This window comes from Haloechinothrix salitolerans (genome assembly GCF_042662605.1).
Lineage (GTDB): Bacteria > Actinomycetota > Actinomycetes > Mycobacteriales > Pseudonocardiaceae > Haloechinothrix_A > Haloechinothrix_A salitolerans.
Window position 1 is genome coordinate 5,515,777 of sequence record NZ_JBHSXX010000001.1, and the last position, 17,099, is coordinate 5,532,875.

At 66.4% G+C, this 17,099-nt stretch carries 18 protein-coding genes and 1 pseudogene; 11 read left to right on the forward strand and 8 right to left on the reverse strand.

All coding sequences use genetic code 11. From position 1 onward, the window contains the following. Positions 1–71: 71 nt before the first annotated feature. From ACFQGD_RS26235 to ACFQGD_RS26250, 4 genes are all read right to left on the reverse strand, one after another. Positions 72–884, reverse strand: a complete 813-nt coding sequence (locus ACFQGD_RS26235) for a class I SAM-dependent methyltransferase (RefSeq protein ID WP_345404899.1) — start codon at positions 882–884, stop codon at positions 72–74. Between the two features lie 211 nt (positions 885–1,095). Then, positions 1,096–2,325, reverse strand: coding sequence for a lipase family protein (locus ACFQGD_RS26240; protein ID WP_345404902.1), 1,230 nt, complete (start codon positions 2,323–2,325; stop codon positions 1,096–1,098). 322 nt (positions 2,326–2,647) lie between these two features. Beyond that, positions 2,648–3,319, reverse strand: a complete 672-nt coding sequence (locus ACFQGD_RS26245; RefSeq protein WP_345404905.1) for a response regulator — start codon at positions 3,317–3,319, stop codon at positions 2,648–2,650. Further along, complete coding sequence (locus tag ACFQGD_RS26250; RefSeq protein ID WP_345404908.1) at positions 3,316–4,908, reverse strand: sensor histidine kinase; 1,593 nt, start codon at positions 4,906–4,908, stop codon at positions 3,316–3,318. The genes ACFQGD_RS26245 and ACFQGD_RS26250 overlap by 4 nt, the downstream gene beginning before the upstream one ends. 166 nt (positions 4,909–5,074) lie before the next feature. On the opposite strand from ACFQGD_RS26250, the gene ACFQGD_RS26255 reads away from it, so the two are divergent. Genes ACFQGD_RS26255 through ACFQGD_RS26270 form a run of 4 tightly spaced genes read left to right on the forward strand, consistent with a single transcriptional unit; the run spans position 5,075 to position 9,143 of the window. Continuing rightward, entirely contained in the window at positions 5,075–6,079 is a 1,005-nt protein-coding gene (locus ACFQGD_RS26255) for a Bug family tripartite tricarboxylate transporter substrate binding protein (protein ID WP_345404911.1), read from the forward strand. An 11-nt stretch (positions 6,080–6,090) separates the two neighbouring features. Then, positions 6,091–6,612 carry a tripartite tricarboxylate transporter TctB family protein gene (locus ACFQGD_RS26260; protein WP_345404914.1) on the forward strand — a complete coding sequence of 174 codons (522 nt, stop codon included), beginning with the start codon at positions 6,091–6,093 and terminating at the stop codon, positions 6,610–6,612. Between the two features lie 12 nt (positions 6,613–6,624). After that, positions 6,625–8,169 carry a tripartite tricarboxylate transporter permease gene (locus tag ACFQGD_RS26265; protein WP_345404917.1) on the forward strand — a complete coding sequence of 515 codons (1,545 nt, stop codon included), beginning with the start codon at positions 6,625–6,627 and terminating at the stop codon, positions 8,167–8,169. After that, positions 8,166–9,143 (forward strand): Bug family tripartite tricarboxylate transporter substrate binding protein, encoded by a 978-nt coding sequence (locus tag ACFQGD_RS26270; RefSeq protein ID WP_345404920.1) that lies wholly within the window; start codon positions 8,166–8,168, stop codon positions 9,141–9,143. Before ACFQGD_RS26265 ends, ACFQGD_RS26270 begins: the two co-directional genes overlap by 4 nt. Before the next feature lie 27 nt (positions 9,144–9,170). On the opposite strand, the gene ACFQGD_RS26275 is transcribed toward ACFQGD_RS26270, so the two are convergent. Together ACFQGD_RS26275 and ACFQGD_RS26280 are read right to left on the reverse strand one after the other, a co-directional pair. Beyond that, positions 9,171–9,677: a YflT domain-containing protein gene (locus ACFQGD_RS26275; RefSeq protein WP_345404923.1), complete on the reverse strand. Its 507-nt coding sequence runs from the start codon at positions 9,675–9,677 to the stop codon at positions 9,171–9,173. A gap of 96 nt (positions 9,678–9,773) precedes the next feature. Next, on the reverse strand, positions 9,774–10,229 hold the full coding sequence (locus ACFQGD_RS26280) for an Hsp20/alpha crystallin family protein (RefSeq protein WP_345404926.1): 456 nt from the start codon (positions 10,227–10,229) through the stop codon (positions 9,774–9,776). Positions 10,230–10,470: 241 nt separating this feature from the next. On the opposite strand from ACFQGD_RS26280, the gene ACFQGD_RS26285 reads away from it, so the two are divergent. After that, the gene (locus ACFQGD_RS26285) at positions 10,471–11,928 is read left to right on the forward strand and encodes a cellulase family glycosylhydrolase (RefSeq protein WP_345404929.1); all 1,458 of its coding nucleotides are present in this window, start codon (positions 10,471–10,473) and stop codon (positions 11,926–11,928) included. A 34-nt stretch (positions 11,929–11,962) separates the two neighbouring features. Here ACFQGD_RS26285 and ACFQGD_RS26290 read toward each other — a convergent pair whose 3' ends face one another. Further along, a complete protein-coding gene (locus tag ACFQGD_RS26290) occupies positions 11,963–12,970 on the reverse strand; it encodes a TerC/Alx family metal homeostasis membrane protein (protein ID WP_345405236.1) in 1,008 nt (335 codons plus the stop codon). A 95-nt stretch (positions 12,971–13,065) separates the two neighbouring features. Here ACFQGD_RS26290 and ACFQGD_RS26295 point away from each other — a divergent pair, with 95 nt between their 5' ends. The 4 genes and pseudogenes from ACFQGD_RS26295 to ACFQGD_RS26310 all read left to right on the forward strand — a co-directional run bounded on the left by ACFQGD_RS26295 (position 13,066) and on the right by ACFQGD_RS26310 (position 15,408). Beyond that, on the forward strand, positions 13,066–13,785 hold the full coding sequence (locus ACFQGD_RS26295) for a YwaF family protein (protein WP_345404932.1): 720 nt from the start codon (positions 13,066–13,068) through the stop codon (positions 13,783–13,785). Between the two features lie 54 nt (positions 13,786–13,839). Further along, positions 13,840–14,754, forward strand: coding sequence for an SDR family oxidoreductase (locus ACFQGD_RS26300; protein ID WP_345404935.1), 915 nt, complete (start codon positions 13,840–13,842; stop codon positions 14,752–14,754). 352 nt (positions 14,755–15,106) lie between these two features. After that, positions 15,107–15,208: pseudogene (locus ACFQGD_RS26305) on the forward strand (hypothetical protein); the annotation flags it as partial. Positions 15,209–15,213: 5 nt separating this feature from the next. Continuing rightward, the gene (locus tag ACFQGD_RS26310; protein ID WP_345404938.1) at positions 15,214–15,408 is read left to right on the forward strand and encodes a hypothetical protein; all 195 of its coding nucleotides are present in this window, start codon (positions 15,214–15,216) and stop codon (positions 15,406–15,408) included. A gap of 82 nt (positions 15,409–15,490) precedes the next feature. On the opposite strand, the gene ACFQGD_RS26315 is transcribed toward ACFQGD_RS26310, so the two are convergent. After that, a complete protein-coding gene (locus tag ACFQGD_RS26315) occupies positions 15,491–15,925 on the reverse strand; it encodes a MarR family winged helix-turn-helix transcriptional regulator (protein ID WP_345404942.1) in 435 nt (144 codons plus the stop codon). A gap of 138 nt (positions 15,926–16,063) precedes the next feature. Between ACFQGD_RS26315 and ACFQGD_RS26320 the strand changes: the two genes are divergently transcribed. Both ACFQGD_RS26320 and ACFQGD_RS26325 read left to right on the forward strand, forming a co-directional pair. Further along, the gene (locus ACFQGD_RS26320) at positions 16,064–16,558 is read left to right on the forward strand and encodes an XdhC family protein (protein WP_345404945.1); all 495 of its coding nucleotides are present in this window, start codon (positions 16,064–16,066) and stop codon (positions 16,556–16,558) included. Positions 16,559–16,650: 92 nt separating this feature from the next. Next, positions 16,651–17,094, forward strand: a complete 444-nt coding sequence (locus ACFQGD_RS26325; RefSeq protein ID WP_345404948.1) for a Fur family transcriptional regulator — start codon at positions 16,651–16,653, stop codon at positions 17,092–17,094. Positions 17,095–17,099: the final 5 nt, after the last annotated feature.

The window sequence follows — 17,099 nt, forward strand, 5'->3', positions numbered from 1 at the left end:
CGACCGTCACGTCCGCGGTGGCGCCCTGCCCGATGACGTCGTCGGCGGCGGAGGTGACGCCGACGGCGAGATCAGGCGCGGGTCGCCACGGCGGTGAGGTACTCCCAGTCACAGACGACGGTGCCGTCCGTTGCCCGGTTCGACTCGCCGGCCAGTGCGATGAGATCGGCGCGGAAGGCGTCCCTACCCTCGGTGTCCAGCCGTCCCGCGGCCATGCGCGTCGGGCCGTAGTGGGTCAGGAAGAAGTCCGCGAAGTGCTCGGGTGAGAGGAACCGCAGCGTCATCGTCCCGGTCTCGCACGACAACCGCGTGATCCGCTCTCCGAACAGCTCCCGAAGCGTGTCCTCACTGCCCCACCGAACGGGCGGCAGCGCGCCGGGTGGCGGGGCGGCGTGCTTGCCAACGGTCGCCAGCATCCGCCCGACGAACCCTGTCGGCGTCCAGCTGGCGAGCCCGACCTGACCGCCGGGACGGCACACCCGCACCAGCTCGTCGGCGGCGCGCTGATGATCGGCGGTGAACATGACACCGATCGCCGATAGCACGGTGTCGAACGTGCTATCAGGGAACGGCAGGTTCTCGGCGTCGGCCTCCTGGAAATCGATCGCCAGGTCTTCGGCCTCCGCCCGCGCGGATGCCGTTGAGAGCAGCGCGGGCACGTAGTCGATGCCGGTGACCTCGCAGAACCGGCGCGCGGCCGCCAACGCCACATGGCCGGTTCCGGTGGCGACGTCGAGCACCCGCGAACCCGGTCGCAGGTCAACGGCGTCACACAGCACGTCCCCGAATGGGACGGTCAACCACGCGATCCGGCCGTAGTCGCCGCTGCTCCATGTCGCTCGTTGCTTCCTCTTGATCTGGTCGAAGTCAAGCGTGGTCGTCATCGTCGGGCGTCCTTTCCAGTCGAGGCCACCGGATTCCGTCAGCTGTCGCCGTCCGGCGATACAGCGCTTCCAGCTTCGGTGACCAGCGACCGCGAAACTTGGAGACGACGTGGAGAAACCTGAGGATTGTGTGAAGCGGGCGCCGAACGGGAGCCACGGCCGGATGAGAACCTGACCCCGAGGGCTAACAGGGTCAGGCTCTCCGCCGGAGTCAGAACTGACCGCAGTTGCTCGTCGCGGGTTTGCCGGTGAAGCGGTCGTTGAGCCAGTTGGCCGCGTTCGACGGCGCCGAGTTCATGCCCATGACGTGCGACAAGTACGGACCCCACACGGTCAGGTCCTTGAACTGAACAGCGGCACCCTTGCCGCACCAGTCCTTGGCCATCTGCTTGCCCTGCTCGTAGGGCAGCACATCGTCCACCGGCGCGTGCTCGACCAGCGTTGGCACCTCAGGCTTGATGCTGCCACGCTGATTCTCCGCCACGATCTCCTTGAACGGCGACTGATCCAAGTAGTGGGCGACCGGCTTGCCATCCTTGGTCAGCGTGCTGGTGTCGGTATACCAGTAGCCGAAAACGGCGTCCAGCGTGCACTTCGTCCGGAGATCCATGAACGCCTGCGCGCCCTTCTCGTTGGCCAACTCGAGCATCTTGGCCTCCGGGTACGCCTCGTTGATGCCGATCAGCGCGAAGCCGAGGAATCCGGCATACATGCTGCCGTCCAGTGTCTCGGCCAGCATCCCCAAATCGGCCACCGGCGCGCCCGCGTAAGCGCCCTTGATATCCAGTTCGGGGGCATAGCTCTCGGCCAGTTCGGCAGCCGCCGCGGACGCCCCGCCGCCTTGCGAGTAGCCAGCGATACCCAGCGGTGCGTCCTTATCGAGCCCAGCGTCCGGCAAGCGCTGAGCCGCCCGCAACACGTCCAACACGGCGTGGCCCTCCGCGGCCCGCATCACGTACGTGTGCTCGCCCGGCGTACCAAGCCCCTGGTAGTCGGTCTGGGCGACGGCAAACCCCTTGTTCAGCAACGTGTCCACGAAGCTGTTCTGGTAACCGGACGCCATATCCTGCTGACCTTCCCCAGCCAACGTCTTCGACGGCGCACACTGATCACCCATACCCGCGGTGAACGGCGCGTACGCCACGATCGGCCGCGGACCGCCACCACTCCACTGCTTGTCCGGCACGATGACCGACCCGGTAACCGCGATCCGCTCGTCCTTAACATCCCTGGTCAGGTACATGATCCGAGTGGACGTGGCGTTGTTGTACTTCGATGGCTGCGACTTGATGATGTCGCCGTCCTGCCCGCTTGGCAGCGGAGACGGCGGACTGTAGAACCCTTCATCGGCGCTGGCCGAGGGCACCACGGCCGTGACGAGGGCCGCGACGAGCACGGCTGACGCGGCGGCGAACATGCCGCGGCGAGTTGTCATACGCATGGTTCTCCTTCTCCCGTGAAAAGCCACCCAGAAAGCGGCAGCGGAATAATCGTGACTTGGGGAAGGCTCGCGCGGTCAATTCATGAACGGCAGCGAAATAATCCTTCGATTGATCCGATAAGTGCTGCTCAGGACGACACTAAGCGGAGCACAAGAAACGCGGAATAAACTGAGGCATGCTCACATTTGAGCGGCACTCACACCGCTCAAATAATTCTCGCGGACTTCCGAAATCGGTCAGGCTCGCCGACCGCGTGATCAAGCTGCACGAAGGGCACGGAAGCGGGTAAAGCCTCGCCCCAGGTTCGCGAACCCAGGGAGGTCACCGGCCGATCCAGTGGTAGCGGCGTTCCGGGCGGCCCGCGTTGCCGTACCGGAGCCGGACCTCGGAGAGGCCGGATTCGGCGAAGAACTCAAGGTACCTGCGGGCGCTGACCCGGGACACTCCCGTGTGCGCGGCGCACTCGCTGGCCGAGAGCCCCTCTTCGGCGTCCCGCAGCGCGTCCCGTACGAGGTCCGCGGTCTGTTCGCTGAGTCCCTTCGGCATCGACGGTCTCGAGCGGCCGCCGCCGAACACCCGGTCGATGTCCGCTTGGCTCGGCGAGGTGATCTCCCGCAGCTCGCGGTGTTTCTCGGCGTACTCAGACAGGCGGTCGCTCAACGCGGCCGAGTCGAACGGCTTGACGATGTAATGCACCGCCCCGCCGCGCAGGGCGTCGCGGACGGTGTCCGCATCCCGTGCGGCGGTAATGACGAGAACGTCGACTGGGGTGGATTCACTCGCCCGCAGCTGTCGCAGCACCTCGATCCCGCTCATGTCCGGCAGGTAGATGTCGAGCAGGACGAGATCCGGCTTGAGCCGTTCGACGAGCGTGAGCGCGTCGGCACCGGTGTGGGCCTCAGCGACCACGGCGAAACCGGGCGTCCGTTCCACAAGACCACGGTGAACCCTCGCCACCATGAAATCGTCGTCGACGACGAGGACCCGGATCACGCCCGACCTCCTCCCGTCGCGCGGGGCAATCGCGCGACGAACTCGGTCCCCCATGAACTGCCTTCGCCGGGCGACTCCACTGTCAGGCGACCTCCCCGACGTTCGCAGATGACGCGGATCAACGCGAGCCCGAATCCCCTGCCATCGGTTCCCACACCGTCCTTTGTGGAGAACCCGCGCTGGAAGATTTTCTCCCGCAACTCGTCCGGCACGCCCGCACCGGAGTCGCGCACACGGATCGCCACGTCGTTCTCGGACTCGGTGAGCTGTACCTCGACGACGCCAGGGCGCGCGGCTTCGAGTCCATTGTCGACCAGGTTTCCGACCACGGTGACCAGATCCGCCGAGAGGTCCTCATCCAGCGGACCCAGTGACGTGTCGTCGTGCACTCGCAAGGTGCAGCCCTGCTCGGTAGCAAGGCTGCCCTTGGCGATCAGGAGTGCCGCGACCGACGGGTCGGCGACGCGCGATGTCACCTCGTGCGAGAGCTCGGCGCGCGTGCCCGATACCCGGCTGACATAGTGCCTGACCTCGTCATACTCCTGAAGTTCCAGCAAGCCGGCGATGGCGTGCAGCTGGTTGCTGAACTCGTGCGCCTGCGCTCGAAGGGCTTCCGTCGTCGTCCTGGTGACGTCCAGCTCGTTGCGTAGCGCGATGAGGTCGGTGCGGTCCCGCATAGTGGTGACCGAGCCGACCGGCTCGCCGTCGGTCACAAGGGGCATCCGGTTCAGCGTGACGATGCGATCGCCGATGGCCACGATCCGGTCGCCGTCTCCGGAGTCCTCGGTGAGCGCGTCGTAGAGGCCCGGTGGGATCGCGAGGTCCTCGAGGCGACGGCCCCTGGCCCGCGACGGCAGCCCGAGCAGCGGGATCGCCGCGTCGCTGATCAGTGTCACCCGATTCTCGGTGTCCAGTCCGATGACACCCTCCTTGATCCCGTGGAGCATGGCCTCCCGATGTTCGACGAGACGAGTGATCTCGACGGGCTCAAGGCCGAGGGTTTGCCGCTTCACCCGTCGCGCGAGCAGCAGCGAGCCAGCGACGCCGAGCACTCCGGCGACGCCAAGGTAGACCAGCAGGCTTGGCGCCGCCGTGATCAGCCGCTCGCCCAGCGGTGGGTAGCGGCGCCCTGTCGCGACCACGCCGACGACCGCGGCACTCGCGACTACCGGGACATGGGCGGTGACGAACCGGTGACCGTCCGCTGTGGTCATCCCTGTCCAGGCCTGCCCGCTCAGCACCGGGCTGTCCGCGAGGTCGAGGCGATCACCGATCGCGGTGGGATTGGGCGATGCCAAGATGCGCCGGTCGGCGTCGGTGATGACGACGTAGTCCGCCCCTGACAAGGCACGCAAGCGGTCAGCGGCCGGCGGCAGGATGCCTTGCTTCGATGTGTCCGTGAGCGCGACGCGGATCGCCTCGGTGGACGCGCCGGTCTCGGCGATCGCACGCATCCGTTGGCTCTCCGACTGACGGAACCCGATGTCGAACTGGGCGAGCGACACCCCGGTCACCGCGATGAGCACCAGCACGATGATCGTGAGCTGCAGGGCGAGAAGCTGCCCAGCGAGAGTCAACCGTGGTCGCACGCTCAGAGATTCCCACGTCCGGAACCGCCTGACCAGTGAACACTACGAACACAACGACGTCTACGAGCACTACTCCCACTACGCACAGAAGGGTTCACCGACGACACGTCCTCCCGTAACTCTGTGTGGCAGTTCACACAGACGTGAGGAGACAACGATGTTTCGGATGTTTCGACGGTTTCGAACTCGCCCGCTCATCGCGGGAGCGGCGGCCGCGTCGCTGTTTGCGGTGTCCGCGTGTGGCGCCAGCCAAGCGGGCGATGACGCGAACTGGACGCCGAGCCAGCCGATCGAGATGGTCGCGCCCGCCGAGACCGGCGGCGGCTGGGACACCCTGGCGCGTTCGGCGAGCCGCATCCTGGAGGACACCGGGAAGATCGACCAGGACATGCAGGTGATCAACAAGCCTGGCGCTGGCGGCGCGATCGGTTGGGCATACGTCGCGGGCAACGCGGGTGACCCGCACAAGCTTTTCGTGACAAGCCCACCGATCGTGCTCGTTCCGCTCGCGGGGCAGTCGGAGGTCGATCACACCGACTTCACCCCGATCGCCCGCCTCGCCACCGACTACGCGGCGTACCTCGTGCCGGCGGACTCCCCGCTGAAGTCATTCGACGACCTCGTCACCAAGCTCAAGGAGAATCCCGCGTCGCTGAGCATCGCGGGCGGTTCGGCTCCGGGCAGCATGGACCACGTCGCCGTCGCGGGCGCGGCGAACGCAGCGGGAGTCGACGCTTCCAACCTGAAGTACGTGCCCTTCGACGGCGGCGGCGAGGCAACGACCGCACTGCTCGGCGGTCACGTGGACGTGGCGGTCAGCGGAGCGGGCGAGATCACCGAACTGGCCAAGAGCGGCAAGGTCCGGGTGCTCTCGGTCTCGTCCGACGAGCGGCTCGACACGCTGCCTGACGTGCCGACGCTGAAAGAAGCGGGTGTCGACTACACCTACGACATCTGGCGTGGCGTGATGGGACCCGCTGACCTCACCGACGGCCAGGTCGCCTATTACGAGTCCAAGTTCGAGGAACTCACCAAGACCGACGCCTGGCGGACCGAGATCGCCAAGTACGGCTGGGCGGACTCGTACCTCGGCAGCGACGAGTTCGGGACCTTCCTCGACGAGCAGAAGAACGCCACCGCCGACATCCTCGGCGAGATCGGGCTGCGGTAGGGGTCCGCGCCATGACACGCTTCCAGTTCTCCAACCGCACCATAGCGATCGCGATCGCCGCGTTCGCCGTCGCGTACCTGGTCGCGGCCTTCCGCATGCCGGACTTCGCCGCGGTGGACCTGCCGGTGCAGTCGTACACCCTGCCGCGCTGGCTCGGCATCGCGCTACTGGTGCTTGCCGTGGCGCTGTTCTTCGAACGCACTGAACGACCGACGGACGCGCCGTCCGACACCCACGACGCGGACGAGCAAGCCCAGCCCGCTCCGGCCACCTCGGCACGGCTGGGCAGGCTGGGCAGCCCCGCGGCGGAGATCGGTCTGTTCGTCGGGTCGCTCGGCCTGTACGTGCTCGCCTTCGAGCCACTGGGATTCGTGCTGGCCACCGCGCTCTACCTCGCCGCCCTGACCTGGTACCTCGGCTACCCGAGGCACCTGGTCAACGGCGTGGTCAGCGTCGCTGTCCCGTTGGTGCTGTACCTGACGATGTCCGTCGGCCTTGACGTCGCGCTGCCGACCGGTCCGTTGCCGCTGTAGAGGAGCCCTGACATGGAAGCCATCAACCAGCTGGTCGCCGGGTTCGGTGTCGCTCTGCTGCCGGAGAACCTCCTCTTCGTGTTCATCGGGGTACTCGCGGGCACGATCATCGGCATCCTGCCCGGCCTCGGGCCGATGAGCGCGATCGCGCTCATGATCCCGGTGGCGTTCGGCATGGACCCCACCACCGCGATCATCATGCTCGCCGGGGTGTACTACGGGGCGATCTTCGGCGGCTCGACATCGTCGATCCTGCTCAACGCACCAGGCGTCGCGGGGACGGTCGCCACGTCGTTCGACGGCTATCCGATGGCCCGCAACGGCCAGGCGGGCAAGGCGCTGGCCATCGCGGCGATCTCATCGTTCATCGGCGGCACCATCGGCGTCGTCGGGCTGATGCTGCTCGCCCCGACCCTGGCGGGTTTTGCCACGAGCTTCGGACCCGCCGAGTACTTCGCGCTAATGGTGCTCGGCCTGACGGCGGTCGTGACGCTGTCCGGCAAGAACATCAACAAGGGGCTGATCGCCGCGATCGTCGGGGTGATCATCGCCCTGGTGGGTATCGACACGCAGACGGCTGCGCCTCGGTTCACGTTCGGGCTGCCCGAGCTGTTCGAGGGGATTGACTTCCTCATCGTGGCGCTCGGCGTGTTCGCGCTCGCCGAGGTGCTGGTGCTGCTCAGCAAGCGCGGCAAGAACAGCGAGCTGCGCAAGGTCACCTCGCTGCGACTGACGCGTAAGGAAGCCGCGACGATGACACCGCCGACGGTGCGCGGCTCGGTGCTCGGGTTCTTCACCGGGGTGCTTCCCGGTGCGGGGGCGACCGTGGCCTCGTTCCTGTCCTACTCGTTCGAGAAGCGCATCGCCAGGGACGGCGCCACTTTCGGCAAGGGCAACATCAAGGGTGTCGCGGCGCCCGAGTCCGCCAACAACGCGGCGTGCGTCGGTTCGTTCGTTCCGCTGCTCACGCTCGGCGTACCCGGATCAGGCACGACGGCGATCTTGCTCGGCGCACTGCTCGTGCTCAACGTGCAGCCTGGGCCGCTGCTGCTGACCGACCGGCCCGAGGTGTTCTGGGGCGTAGTGGCCAGCATGTACGTCGGGACCATCGTGCTACTGGTGCTGAACCTGCCGCTGATCCCGCTGTTCGCCAAGGTACTGCGCATGCCGAGGGCGATGCTGCTGCCGCTGGTCGTGGTGTTCTGCGTGGTCGGCGTCTACGGCATCAGCTTCAGCACCTTTGACCTGTGGCTGCTGCTCGGCTTCGGTGTGCTCGGCTTTTTGATGCGGGCCAACGACTTCCCGGCGGCACCGCTCATCCTTGGTCTCATCCTTGGCGGGCTCATGGAGAAGTCCATGCGCCAGGCGTTGCAGATCTCCGGAGGCGATTGGACGGTGTTCGTCACCAAGCCGATCCCGGCGGTCCTCTTCGGCTTGGCGATCCTGTCGCTGCTACCGGCCGCGATCGGAATGCTCCGGCGGCGCGGGACCGGCCGCGCCGTGCGGGACAATCGGAACGTGGAGAAGGCTGAGCAAGAGGAGACACTGGTGTCATGAGGACTGCTCGGCGCTTCGCCGCCGTCATCGCCGCACTCGCCCTTGGTGGGTGCGCGGTGGGCGGCGAAACGGCGCAGGACCGGATGCGTGTCTTCGTGCCGACTCCGCCTGGCGGCGGGTACGACATGACGGCGCGCATCCTCGCCGCCGCCGCGGAGGATTCCGGCGTCACCGCGCGTGTCGACGTGGTCAACCTGCCTGGCGACCGGGGTATGGCCGCGCTCAGCAGGGCGCGGTTCGAGCAGGGCGACGGGTCCCTTCTGCTGCAGATGGGTCTTGGTCTGCTCGCCAACGCGCACCTCGCTGGACTCGACGACGCGGTCGACGAACTCACTCCGGTGGCCAGGGTGATCGAGGAGGCCGAAGCCGTCGTCGTGACCCGCGACTCGCGATACCACACCCTCGATGAGTTGGTCACCGAACTGCGTGAGCATCCAGCGCGGCTCACCGTCGGCGGCGGTTCGGAGCCGGGCGGGCCCGACCATCTGGCGGCGATGCTGCTGGCGCGGGGCGTCGGCGTGGCGCCGACCGATGTCAAGTACCGCCCCTACGACGGCGGCGGTGAGATGCTGGCGGCGCTGCTCACCGGAGATGTGGACTTCGCACTCACCGGAGCGGCGGAGAACCTTCAGGCGATCCGGGCGGGCGAAGTGCGGGTGCTCGGCGTGACGGGCGCGCGCCGAGTACCCGGTATCGACGCCCCGACACTCATCGAGTCCGGCATCGACGTCGAGTTCATGAACTGGCGCGGGCTGCTGGCCCCGCCCGATCTGACCGCCACCGAGCATGCCGCCACCGTCGCGGCGCTCGAAGCCATGCGATCCTCACCCACATGGCAGGAGGCGGTCGCGAAGCACGGATGGACCGACGCCTTCCTCACCGGAACGGAATTCGACGCGTTCGTCGCCGCGGAACAACGTCGGATCGCCGCATTGCTCGACGACCTTGGCGTCAGCCAACGCGACGATGGTTAAGCCGACTGAGCGGCCGGATCTCACCGGCTACGGTGTGACCGGGTCGTTGGCCAAGGACAGCTGCGCGAGCAGGTCCCTGCCCTTCTCCGCGTTCCGTGGCTCGCAAAGCACGTCGTACCGCCCAGCGACGAACTGGGTTTGAGACTCGAAGTCGCGGCGGCCCTTCAGCGACGCGTAGCTGGCGGCGGCGAACGTCGTGGCGAATGAGACACCGGCGACCAGGCCGACGAGCAGCGGCGGCAACATCGGGCCGGGTGTGAACAGGCTGAGCAGCAGTCCAACGAACAGACCGAACCATGCGCCGGAGGCGGCACCGCCGAGCAGCACCCGGGGCCACGTCAGGCGAGCGGTGACGCGTTCGACGATCAGCGGATCGACCCCGACGATCGTGACGTCGTGGACCGGAAACTCACTGTCGGCGAGATAGTCCACCGCGCGTTGCGCTTCCGCGTACGTCGCGTACGAACCGATAGGCCATCCGCTTGGCGGTGTGGGGAGAGTGGCAAGTCCGCCAGCGAACGGTGACGTGTTCATGAGCCACCTCCTGCTGGGAAACAGGGCATCGTTGACGGCGTCTCCCGGCGCGCTAGGCACCACTGGCCGGGAGACGTGATCGATGATGCGGGGTAATCATCCTTGGGTAATCGCGATGCGGCGGGGTTTGGCCGCGTCGGACTTCGGCGCCCGTACGGTCAGCACCCCATCGGAAAGCGTGGCGTCGATCTTGTCCGCGTCAACATCGCGCGGCAGCGTCACGCTGTAGCGGAACTGGCCGGTACGGCGCGTGCGGTGACGGAACCAGCCCTGACGCTCCTTCTCCGTGCGCTCGCCGGTGATCGTCAACTCGCTGCCGGACAGGTCGATCGTGATGTCGTTCCGCTTGACACCAGGCAGGTCCACCTCGACCACGTAGGCATCATCGGTCTCGGACACGTCCGCCAGCGGTGACCACGAGGACCAGCCGTCACCGATCCGACCAAGCATCGTGTCCATCCAGCGACCCATCTGCGCATGGAGATCCTCGAACTCGCGGAACGGGTCCCACCGCCCCACATCGCGGTTCGATCGGACAACTGGCAGAGACATAGGCACCTCCTCAACGGTCACGGGTGATAGTTCGCTCTGCCCGGCGCCGCCGAGCTAGAGCTTTCACCCATAGATACGTACTTGCGCGCGTCAGTGTTCCCAAACTTGAGTCTTTACGACTCAAGTTTCGGACAAACAGAATGCGGCAGCCCGCACATCTGGAACGTGTTCTAGTTTCTGGTGTACCGTTCTCGCGAGGGACGTCAGCTGAACAGGACGGGGTTGAGGGTTGATGGGGATCGTGCGCCGTACGTTTTCGTTGCTGTGGCTGGTACTACTCACGGCGGGACTACTACAGGCGCCACCCACGCACGCGACCGAACCCGACCCGCCGCAGCTGCGGCGCGAGGATCGCTGGCTGGTTGACCAGCACGGCCGGGTAGTCCTGGTGCACGGGATGAACCTCGTCTTCAAGCACGACCCCTACGTCCCGCCGAACGAGCCATCGGGCTTCACCGCCGACGATGCGCGATGGCTCTACGACCACGGGTTCAACGGCGCACGGATCGGGACATTGTGGACGGGCGTCACCCCCGACCGTCCGGGCGTCGCCGACGAGACATACCTCGCCGCGTGGCAGCGCGTGATCGACCAGCTCGCCGAGCACGAAATCTGGATGCAGTTCGACTTCCACCAGGATCAGTGGCACGAAACCTACGGGGGCGGCGGCGTGCCGGACTGGGCGGTCCACCGGCCCTTGCCGTACCGCCTGCTCCCACCAGTGACCGCACCCTTCCCGCTCGGCTACTGGACACCCGAGGTGTCGACGGTGTTCGACCAGTTTTGGGCCAACAAGCACGACCTGCTCGACGGTTGGGCCGCCGCATGGAAAGTCGTCGCGCAACGCTGGCGCGACCAGCCATACTCGATGGGTTACGACCTGCTCAACGAACCGTGGGCAGGGCTGGAATGGCCGGACTGCCTGCTCACCGGCTGCCCAGACAGCTACCCCAACGAGCTGCAGCCCGCGATGGAACGCGCACTACGCGCGATCCGCCAGGTGGACCCCGGCAACATCGTCTACTTCGAGCCCCAGCAGTTCGCGGGTGGACGCGAGGTGCCGACCAACTACGGTCCGGTGGACGGCGAGGACCAGCTCGGCTACTCCTGGCACAACTACTGCCCCCAGGTGTTCTTCGAATCCCAGGGTATTCCGGGAACTGACGTGAGCAAGTGCCAGGAGTTCAGCGAGGACCGCACCCAGGCCGCCCTCGACCAAGGCGACCGGATGCGCGCGGTCGGGGTGATGACGGAGTTCGGCGCCACCGACAACATCGAAGCCCTCGAGATCGACACGGCGGTGGCCGACCGCCACTTCACGAGCTGGATGCACTGGTCATACAAGACATGGGACGACCCGACCACCGCCGACTCGGCCCAGGGCATGTTCACCGACGACGCCGACCTGAGCACGGCCAAACCACGGAAACTCCGCACCCTGGTCCGCACCTACCCGCAGGCCACCGCGGGCACACCGATGGAGCTGTCGTTCGACCCGGACACCGGCGACTTCCACTACGTCTACCGGCCGCGCGCTCTCGGCGTACCGAGCGTGATCTTCGTCAGCCCGCTGCACTACCCCGACGGTTACACGATCGACGTCGAGGGCGGGCACGTCATGGGCCCCGCCCGCGACAACCGCCTCCGCGTCGCCGCCTCCGGCAGCGGACCAGTAACCATCACCATCCGCCAACGCTGAGACCACCGACTGATCGCCACTGGACGCGGGCCAATCATGGCCGGTTCAGCTCGGACTTCGCCGGGTGTGCACGCAGTGATCCAGCGTGCGCCTTGACGGTGGGGTCACGGCGAGTCTTGATCAAGCTGGCCACGGTCACCACGGCGAGAACGACGACGATCACCGCGAGGCTCAGTGGAGTCGAGATCTCTGGCACCCGCTCGTCGATGTCGACGTGGGCCCAGTGCAGGATGAGCTTCACGCCGATGAACCCGAGGATCAGCGCCAGGCCGGACGACAGATACACCAGGCGGTCCAGCAGCCCCTTCACCAGGAAGAACAACGCACGCAGACCGAGGAGCGCGAACGCGTTCGCGGTGAACACGATGAAGGGCTCCTCCGTCACCCCGAACACCGCCGGAATGGAGTCGAGGGCGAACAGCAGGTCGATGCTGCCGATGGCGATCAGGACGATGAACAGCGGCGTGACCATGCGCCGCCCGTCGATGCGCGTGACGAGCCTGCCGCCGACGTAGTCGTCGGTGATGGGAAAGACCCGCCGGGCCACTTTGACCATCGGATTGTCGTCGACGTCCGGGTCCTCGTCGCGGTGACGGAACAGCTGGACCGCCGTGAAGATCAGCAGCAGGCCGAACAGCAGGAACACGAAGGAGAACAGCGCGATCAACGTGGCGCCGAGCGCGATGAAGACCGCCCGCATCAGCAGTGCCAACACGATGCCGAAGGTCAACACCTTGTGCTGATGCTCCTCCGGCACCGCGAAGGTCGTCATGATGATGACGAAGACGAACAGGTTGTCGACCGACAGGCTCTTCTCCACGATGTAGCCCGCGAAGTACTCGGTGCCGAACGTCCCGCCGTGGGCGAGGGTGAACCACACGCCGAACGCCACGGCGACGAGGATGTAGAACACCGACCATGCCGTCGCCTCGCGAAAGCCGATCCGGTGGGGACGCGCCGCGGCCAGAATCAAGTCGACGGCCAGCAGGACGAGAATCAGTCCAATGGTCACCACCCAGGTGAGCACGCCGATGTCGAGCACTAATACCTCCATTTCAACTCCGGACCAGTGTCGCCGTTTCTCGGGTCTCGTGCCGGTCGGAGCGAGCAGTACGTGCCAAGGTTACGGTCATCAGCGTGGGTCCGATCACGACGGAGCGAGAATTCAGCGCCTACGGCCCGTCACACTGGCTGGTGCTGCTGGTGTTCGTGGTCGGAGCGGCGCTGGTGGTCTATGTCGGCCGCGGGCATCGTAGCGCGGCACGGGCACGGCGCTTCAGCCGCGCGTTCGCGGTCACGCTGTTCGCGCTCAGTCTCGCGGATCTGCTCTACGAGACGGTTCCGCCGGACATCGAAAGGTCCGTCCCGCTGCACATCTCCGACCTCGTGCCGCTGGTCGCCTCCTACGCCCTGTTCTTCCGACGTCAGTGGGCGTATGCGCTCACCTACTACTGGGGACTCGTACTCAGCACCCAGGCCCTGGTCTCACCGGCGTTGACCGGACCGGACTTCCCGCACGTCAACTTCCTGTTCTTCTGGGGAAGCCACCTCATGGTCGTCTGGGCCGCGATCTATCTCACCTGGGGCCTCGGCATGCGCACCGATTGGCGTGACTACCGCATCACGGTCATGATCACGGCGACGTGGGCAGCGGTGACGATGGCGTTCAACACCGCGGCGGGCGCCAACTACGGCTTCCTCAATCGCAAATCCGAGACAGTATCCGTACTGGACCTGCTCGGCCCATGGCCCTGGTACCTGCTGGCGGTCGCCGCCCTGCTGCTCACGGTGTGGGCACTGATGACGTGGCCGTGGGTACGGTTCGAGAACCGCGACACGCGACGTCGGAGTCGCTAGCGCTCCGCACTCGACGCCCCGAGATTGTCAGTCCTGTCCGGCAAGGTTGTCGGCATGGATGAACTGAGGGGCAAGGTGGCACTGGTCGCGGGCGCGTCGCGAGCGGCGGGACGCGCGATCGCGGTTGAACTGGGTCGGCGAGGGGCGACCGTGTACGCCACGGGCCGGACGACACGGGAACAGCGGTCGGAGATGAACCGGCCAGAGACGATCGAAGAGACCGCGGAACTGGTGACCGCGGCGGGCGGCACGGGCGTCGCGGTCCGGGTAGACCACCTCGTGCCGGATGAGGTGGCGGCACTGGTGGCGCGGATCGACCGAGAACAAGGCCGCTTGGATGTGCTGGTGAACGACGTCTGGGGCGGCGACCGCTACATGGAGTTCGAGCAGAAGCTGTGGGAGCACTCGCTCGATGGCGGGTTACGAATGATGCGGCTCGGGATCGACACCCACGCCATCACAAGCCATTTCACGTTACCGCTGCTCATCCGCCGCGAGGGCGGGCTCGTGATCGAGATGACCGACGGCACCGCGGAGTTCAACGCCAACTATCGGGCCGACGCGGGCTTCTTCTACGACCTGGTGAAGGTGTCGGTGCAACGGATGGCACTGGCGCAGTCCGAAGAGCTGCGTCCCTACGGCGGCACGGCGGTCGCGCTGACTCCAGGGTGGCTGCGTTCCGAGGCCATGCTGGAGCACTTCGGCGTGACCGAAGACAACTGGCGCGACGCGACCGACAACGAACCCCACTTCGCGATCTCGGAGTCCCCGACCTTCGTCGGCCGCGCGGCGGCCGCCCTCGCGGCAGACCCACACGTGTCGCGCTGGAACGGCCAGACCGTCTCATCCGGCCACGCGGCGAAGATCTACGACTTCACCGACATCGATGGCAGCCGCCCCGACGCCTGGCGCTACATGGAAGAAGTACAAAGCAAGAACAAGCCAGCGGATACCACCGGCTACCGCTGATGGGTAGCGAGCGGTGTCGAATCTCGTGATCAGTACGTGACGTACTTGACGTACTTGACTCCTCGAAGATTCGGGCGCCGCCGTGCTGATCCATTCCGCACCGGTGACCGAGACCGCCGTACCCGCCGCTGAGCGGGCGGGCACGAAGCAGCGGGTGGTCGTCGCCGCCGCACCGGTCGCGGCGGACGAACCAGGTGAGGTGCAGATCTCGGGGCCGAATGTGATGCGGGGATACTGGAACAAGCCGGAGACGACAAGGCACGCGTTCGTCGATGGCTCCTGGTTCCGCTCGGGAGACATCGGGAAGCCGGACGCGGAGGGCTTCGTCCGTATCGTCGACCGCAGCAAGGACATGATTATCTCCGGCGGCGAGAACATCTATCCAGCCGAGATCGAAGCGGTGTTACTCGACGTGCCCGGCATCGAAAGCTGCGCCGTGTTCGGAATTCCGAACGAGAAGTGGGGCGAGGTGCCGCGCGCCGCGATCACCCTCGCCGAGGGGCCGAACTCTCCACATCGGACATCGTCGCGCACCTCGAGCGGCGACTCGCTCGCTACAAGATTCCGAAGTCGTTCATCACGCTGGACGAGATTCCCCGAAACGCGAGCGGCAAGGTGCGTAAGGACCAGTTGCGCCAGCACTACGCGCACTGAGGTACCGAGGGCCGGTCTGGTCGTATCACCACTTGTCGCCAGCACTTGCCGCCAGCCGTGGGAGCGCCAGCCTTGGCGGCACCTACTCGTCGGCGAAGACGATCTGGTGCAGCATCCTCCGCAGATCATCGAGCTGGGCAGGCGACAGGTGCTCGAAATGGCTCGCGTGGGCGTCCTCGACCCGCCGCAACGCCTCGTCCCGCAGCTGGTAGCCCTCATCCGTCGCGGTGATCAGCTTGTTCCTGCGGTCGGCAGGATCAGGCATGCGAGTCACCAGATCACGCTGCTCGAGATCGTCAACAAGCGCGACGATCTGGCTCGGGTCAAGGCCCATCACACTGGCCAGCTGCCGCTGGGTAATCCCGGGAGTCCACTCGCAGGCGAACAGCAACACCGAGTACGACCTGACGCGCAGACCGAGCGGCGCCAGCGCCTTGTTCACCGACCTCGCCACGACACCACTCGCGCGTGAGAGCAGGAAGCCGACGTCATCGGCTATGCCACCGTTCGCAGCCATCTCATCCCCTCTGTCCAGGTTCCCACGCAAGCCTAGCAGGCATCAATCATTGATATTCTCAATAATCGATGTTGTCATCTAGCCAGCGAATCGCTTCCACGTACTGCCCGAGCCTGGAAACGACGTATCCTGACCGCCGTGAGCGAACATCAGATCCTCATCGTCGGATCCGGCGACGTGGCCACGGCACTGGAGTCGATCGGTATCACCCTTGGCTGGAAACCGGTGGTCGCCACCTCGCTCAGTGACGTCACGTCGCGGCTGCCAGCCACCGAGTCGGTCATCGTCCTGAGCCACGACGACCAGCTCGACGGCCCCGCTCTCGCCGCCGCGCTGACGTCGAACGCGTCCTACATCGGCGCGATGGGCTCCCGCCGCACCCAGGCACGACGGCGCGACTGGCTGCTCACCAACGGTGTCAGCGCCGAACTCGCGGACTCGATCCGTGGCCCTGCCGGGCTGGACATCGGCGCTCGCACCCCCGCCGAGATCGCCGTGTCGATCATCGCCGAGATCGTCGCCTGCCATCGAGGCGCGACGGCAGCGGACGCCCTCTCCGCACGGCCGGGGCCGATTCACCCGGACGCGACGCCCGGCTCGATCTCGTGCCCTGGTGACACCACCACGCCGTAGCCGAAGGCCACCGCCACGCGGACGGGCGACGTCGTCAAGACACGCCACATCGTTTCTTGACTAATTCCAGAAAACGGTCCATACTTCGAAGCGTGCCAACGACGTCGGACTTCGAGCGTATGTTGCGCGGGGCCGCGCTGCGTGTGACGCGCCCCCGGGTAGCTGTGCTCGCCGCGGTGCACGACAACCCGCACGCCGATACCGACTCGATCATCGGTGCGGTTCGGGACAGCCTCGGCAAGGTGTCACACCAGGCCGTCTACGACGTGCTGAGCGCGCTGACGGACGCGGGCCTCGTGCGACGCATCCAGCCAAGGGGGACCGTGGCGCGCTACGAGTCACGGGTCGGGGACAACCACCACCACGCCGTGTGCCGCTCATGCGGCGCCATCGCCGACGTCGACTGCGTCGTCGGCACCGCGCCTTGCCTGACCGAGTCCGACGACAACGGCTTCGTCATCGACGAGGCCGAGGTCATCTTCTGGGGCCTGTGCCCCGACTGCTCCACGCACCCAGTTCCTGAGCACGCTGTCTGATCCCT

Excerpts from the sequence above, each read along its gene's own strand:
- ACFQGD_RS26255 (WP_345404911.1), top strand. The coding sequence starts at position 5,075 with ATGTTTCGACGGTTTCGAACTCGCCCGCTCATCGCGGGAGCGGCGGCC.
- ACFQGD_RS26260 (WP_345404914.1), top strand. The coding sequence starts at position 6,091 with ATGACACGCTTCCAGTTCTCCAACCGCACCATAGCGATCGCGATCGCC.
- ACFQGD_RS26315 (WP_345404942.1), bottom strand. The coding sequence starts at position 15,925 with ATGGCTGCGAACGGTGGCATAGCCGATGACGTCGGCTTCCTGCTCTCA.
- ACFQGD_RS26275 (WP_345404923.1), bottom strand. The coding sequence starts at position 9,677 with ATGAACACGTCACCGTTCGCTGGCGGACTTGCCACTCTCCCCACACCG.
- ACFQGD_RS26235 (WP_345404899.1), bottom strand. The coding sequence starts at position 884 with ATGACGACCACGCTTGACTTCGACCAGATCAAGAGGAAGCAACGAGCG.
- ACFQGD_RS26265 (WP_345404917.1), top strand. The coding sequence starts at position 6,625 with ATGGAAGCCATCAACCAGCTGGTCGCCGGGTTCGGTGTCGCTCTGCTG.
- ACFQGD_RS26240 (WP_345404902.1), bottom strand. The coding sequence starts at position 2,325 with ATGCGTATGACAACTCGCCGCGGCATGTTCGCCGCCGCGTCAGCCGTG.
- ACFQGD_RS26300 (WP_345404935.1), top strand. The coding sequence starts at position 13,840 with ATGGATGAACTGAGGGGCAAGGTGGCACTGGTCGCGGGCGCGTCGCGA.
- ACFQGD_RS26270 (WP_345404920.1), top strand. The coding sequence starts at position 8,166 with ATGAGGACTGCTCGGCGCTTCGCCGCCGTCATCGCCGCACTCGCCCTT.
- ACFQGD_RS26280 (WP_345404926.1), bottom strand. The coding sequence starts at position 10,229 with ATGTCTCTGCCAGTTGTCCGATCGAACCGCGATGTGGGGCGGTGGGAC.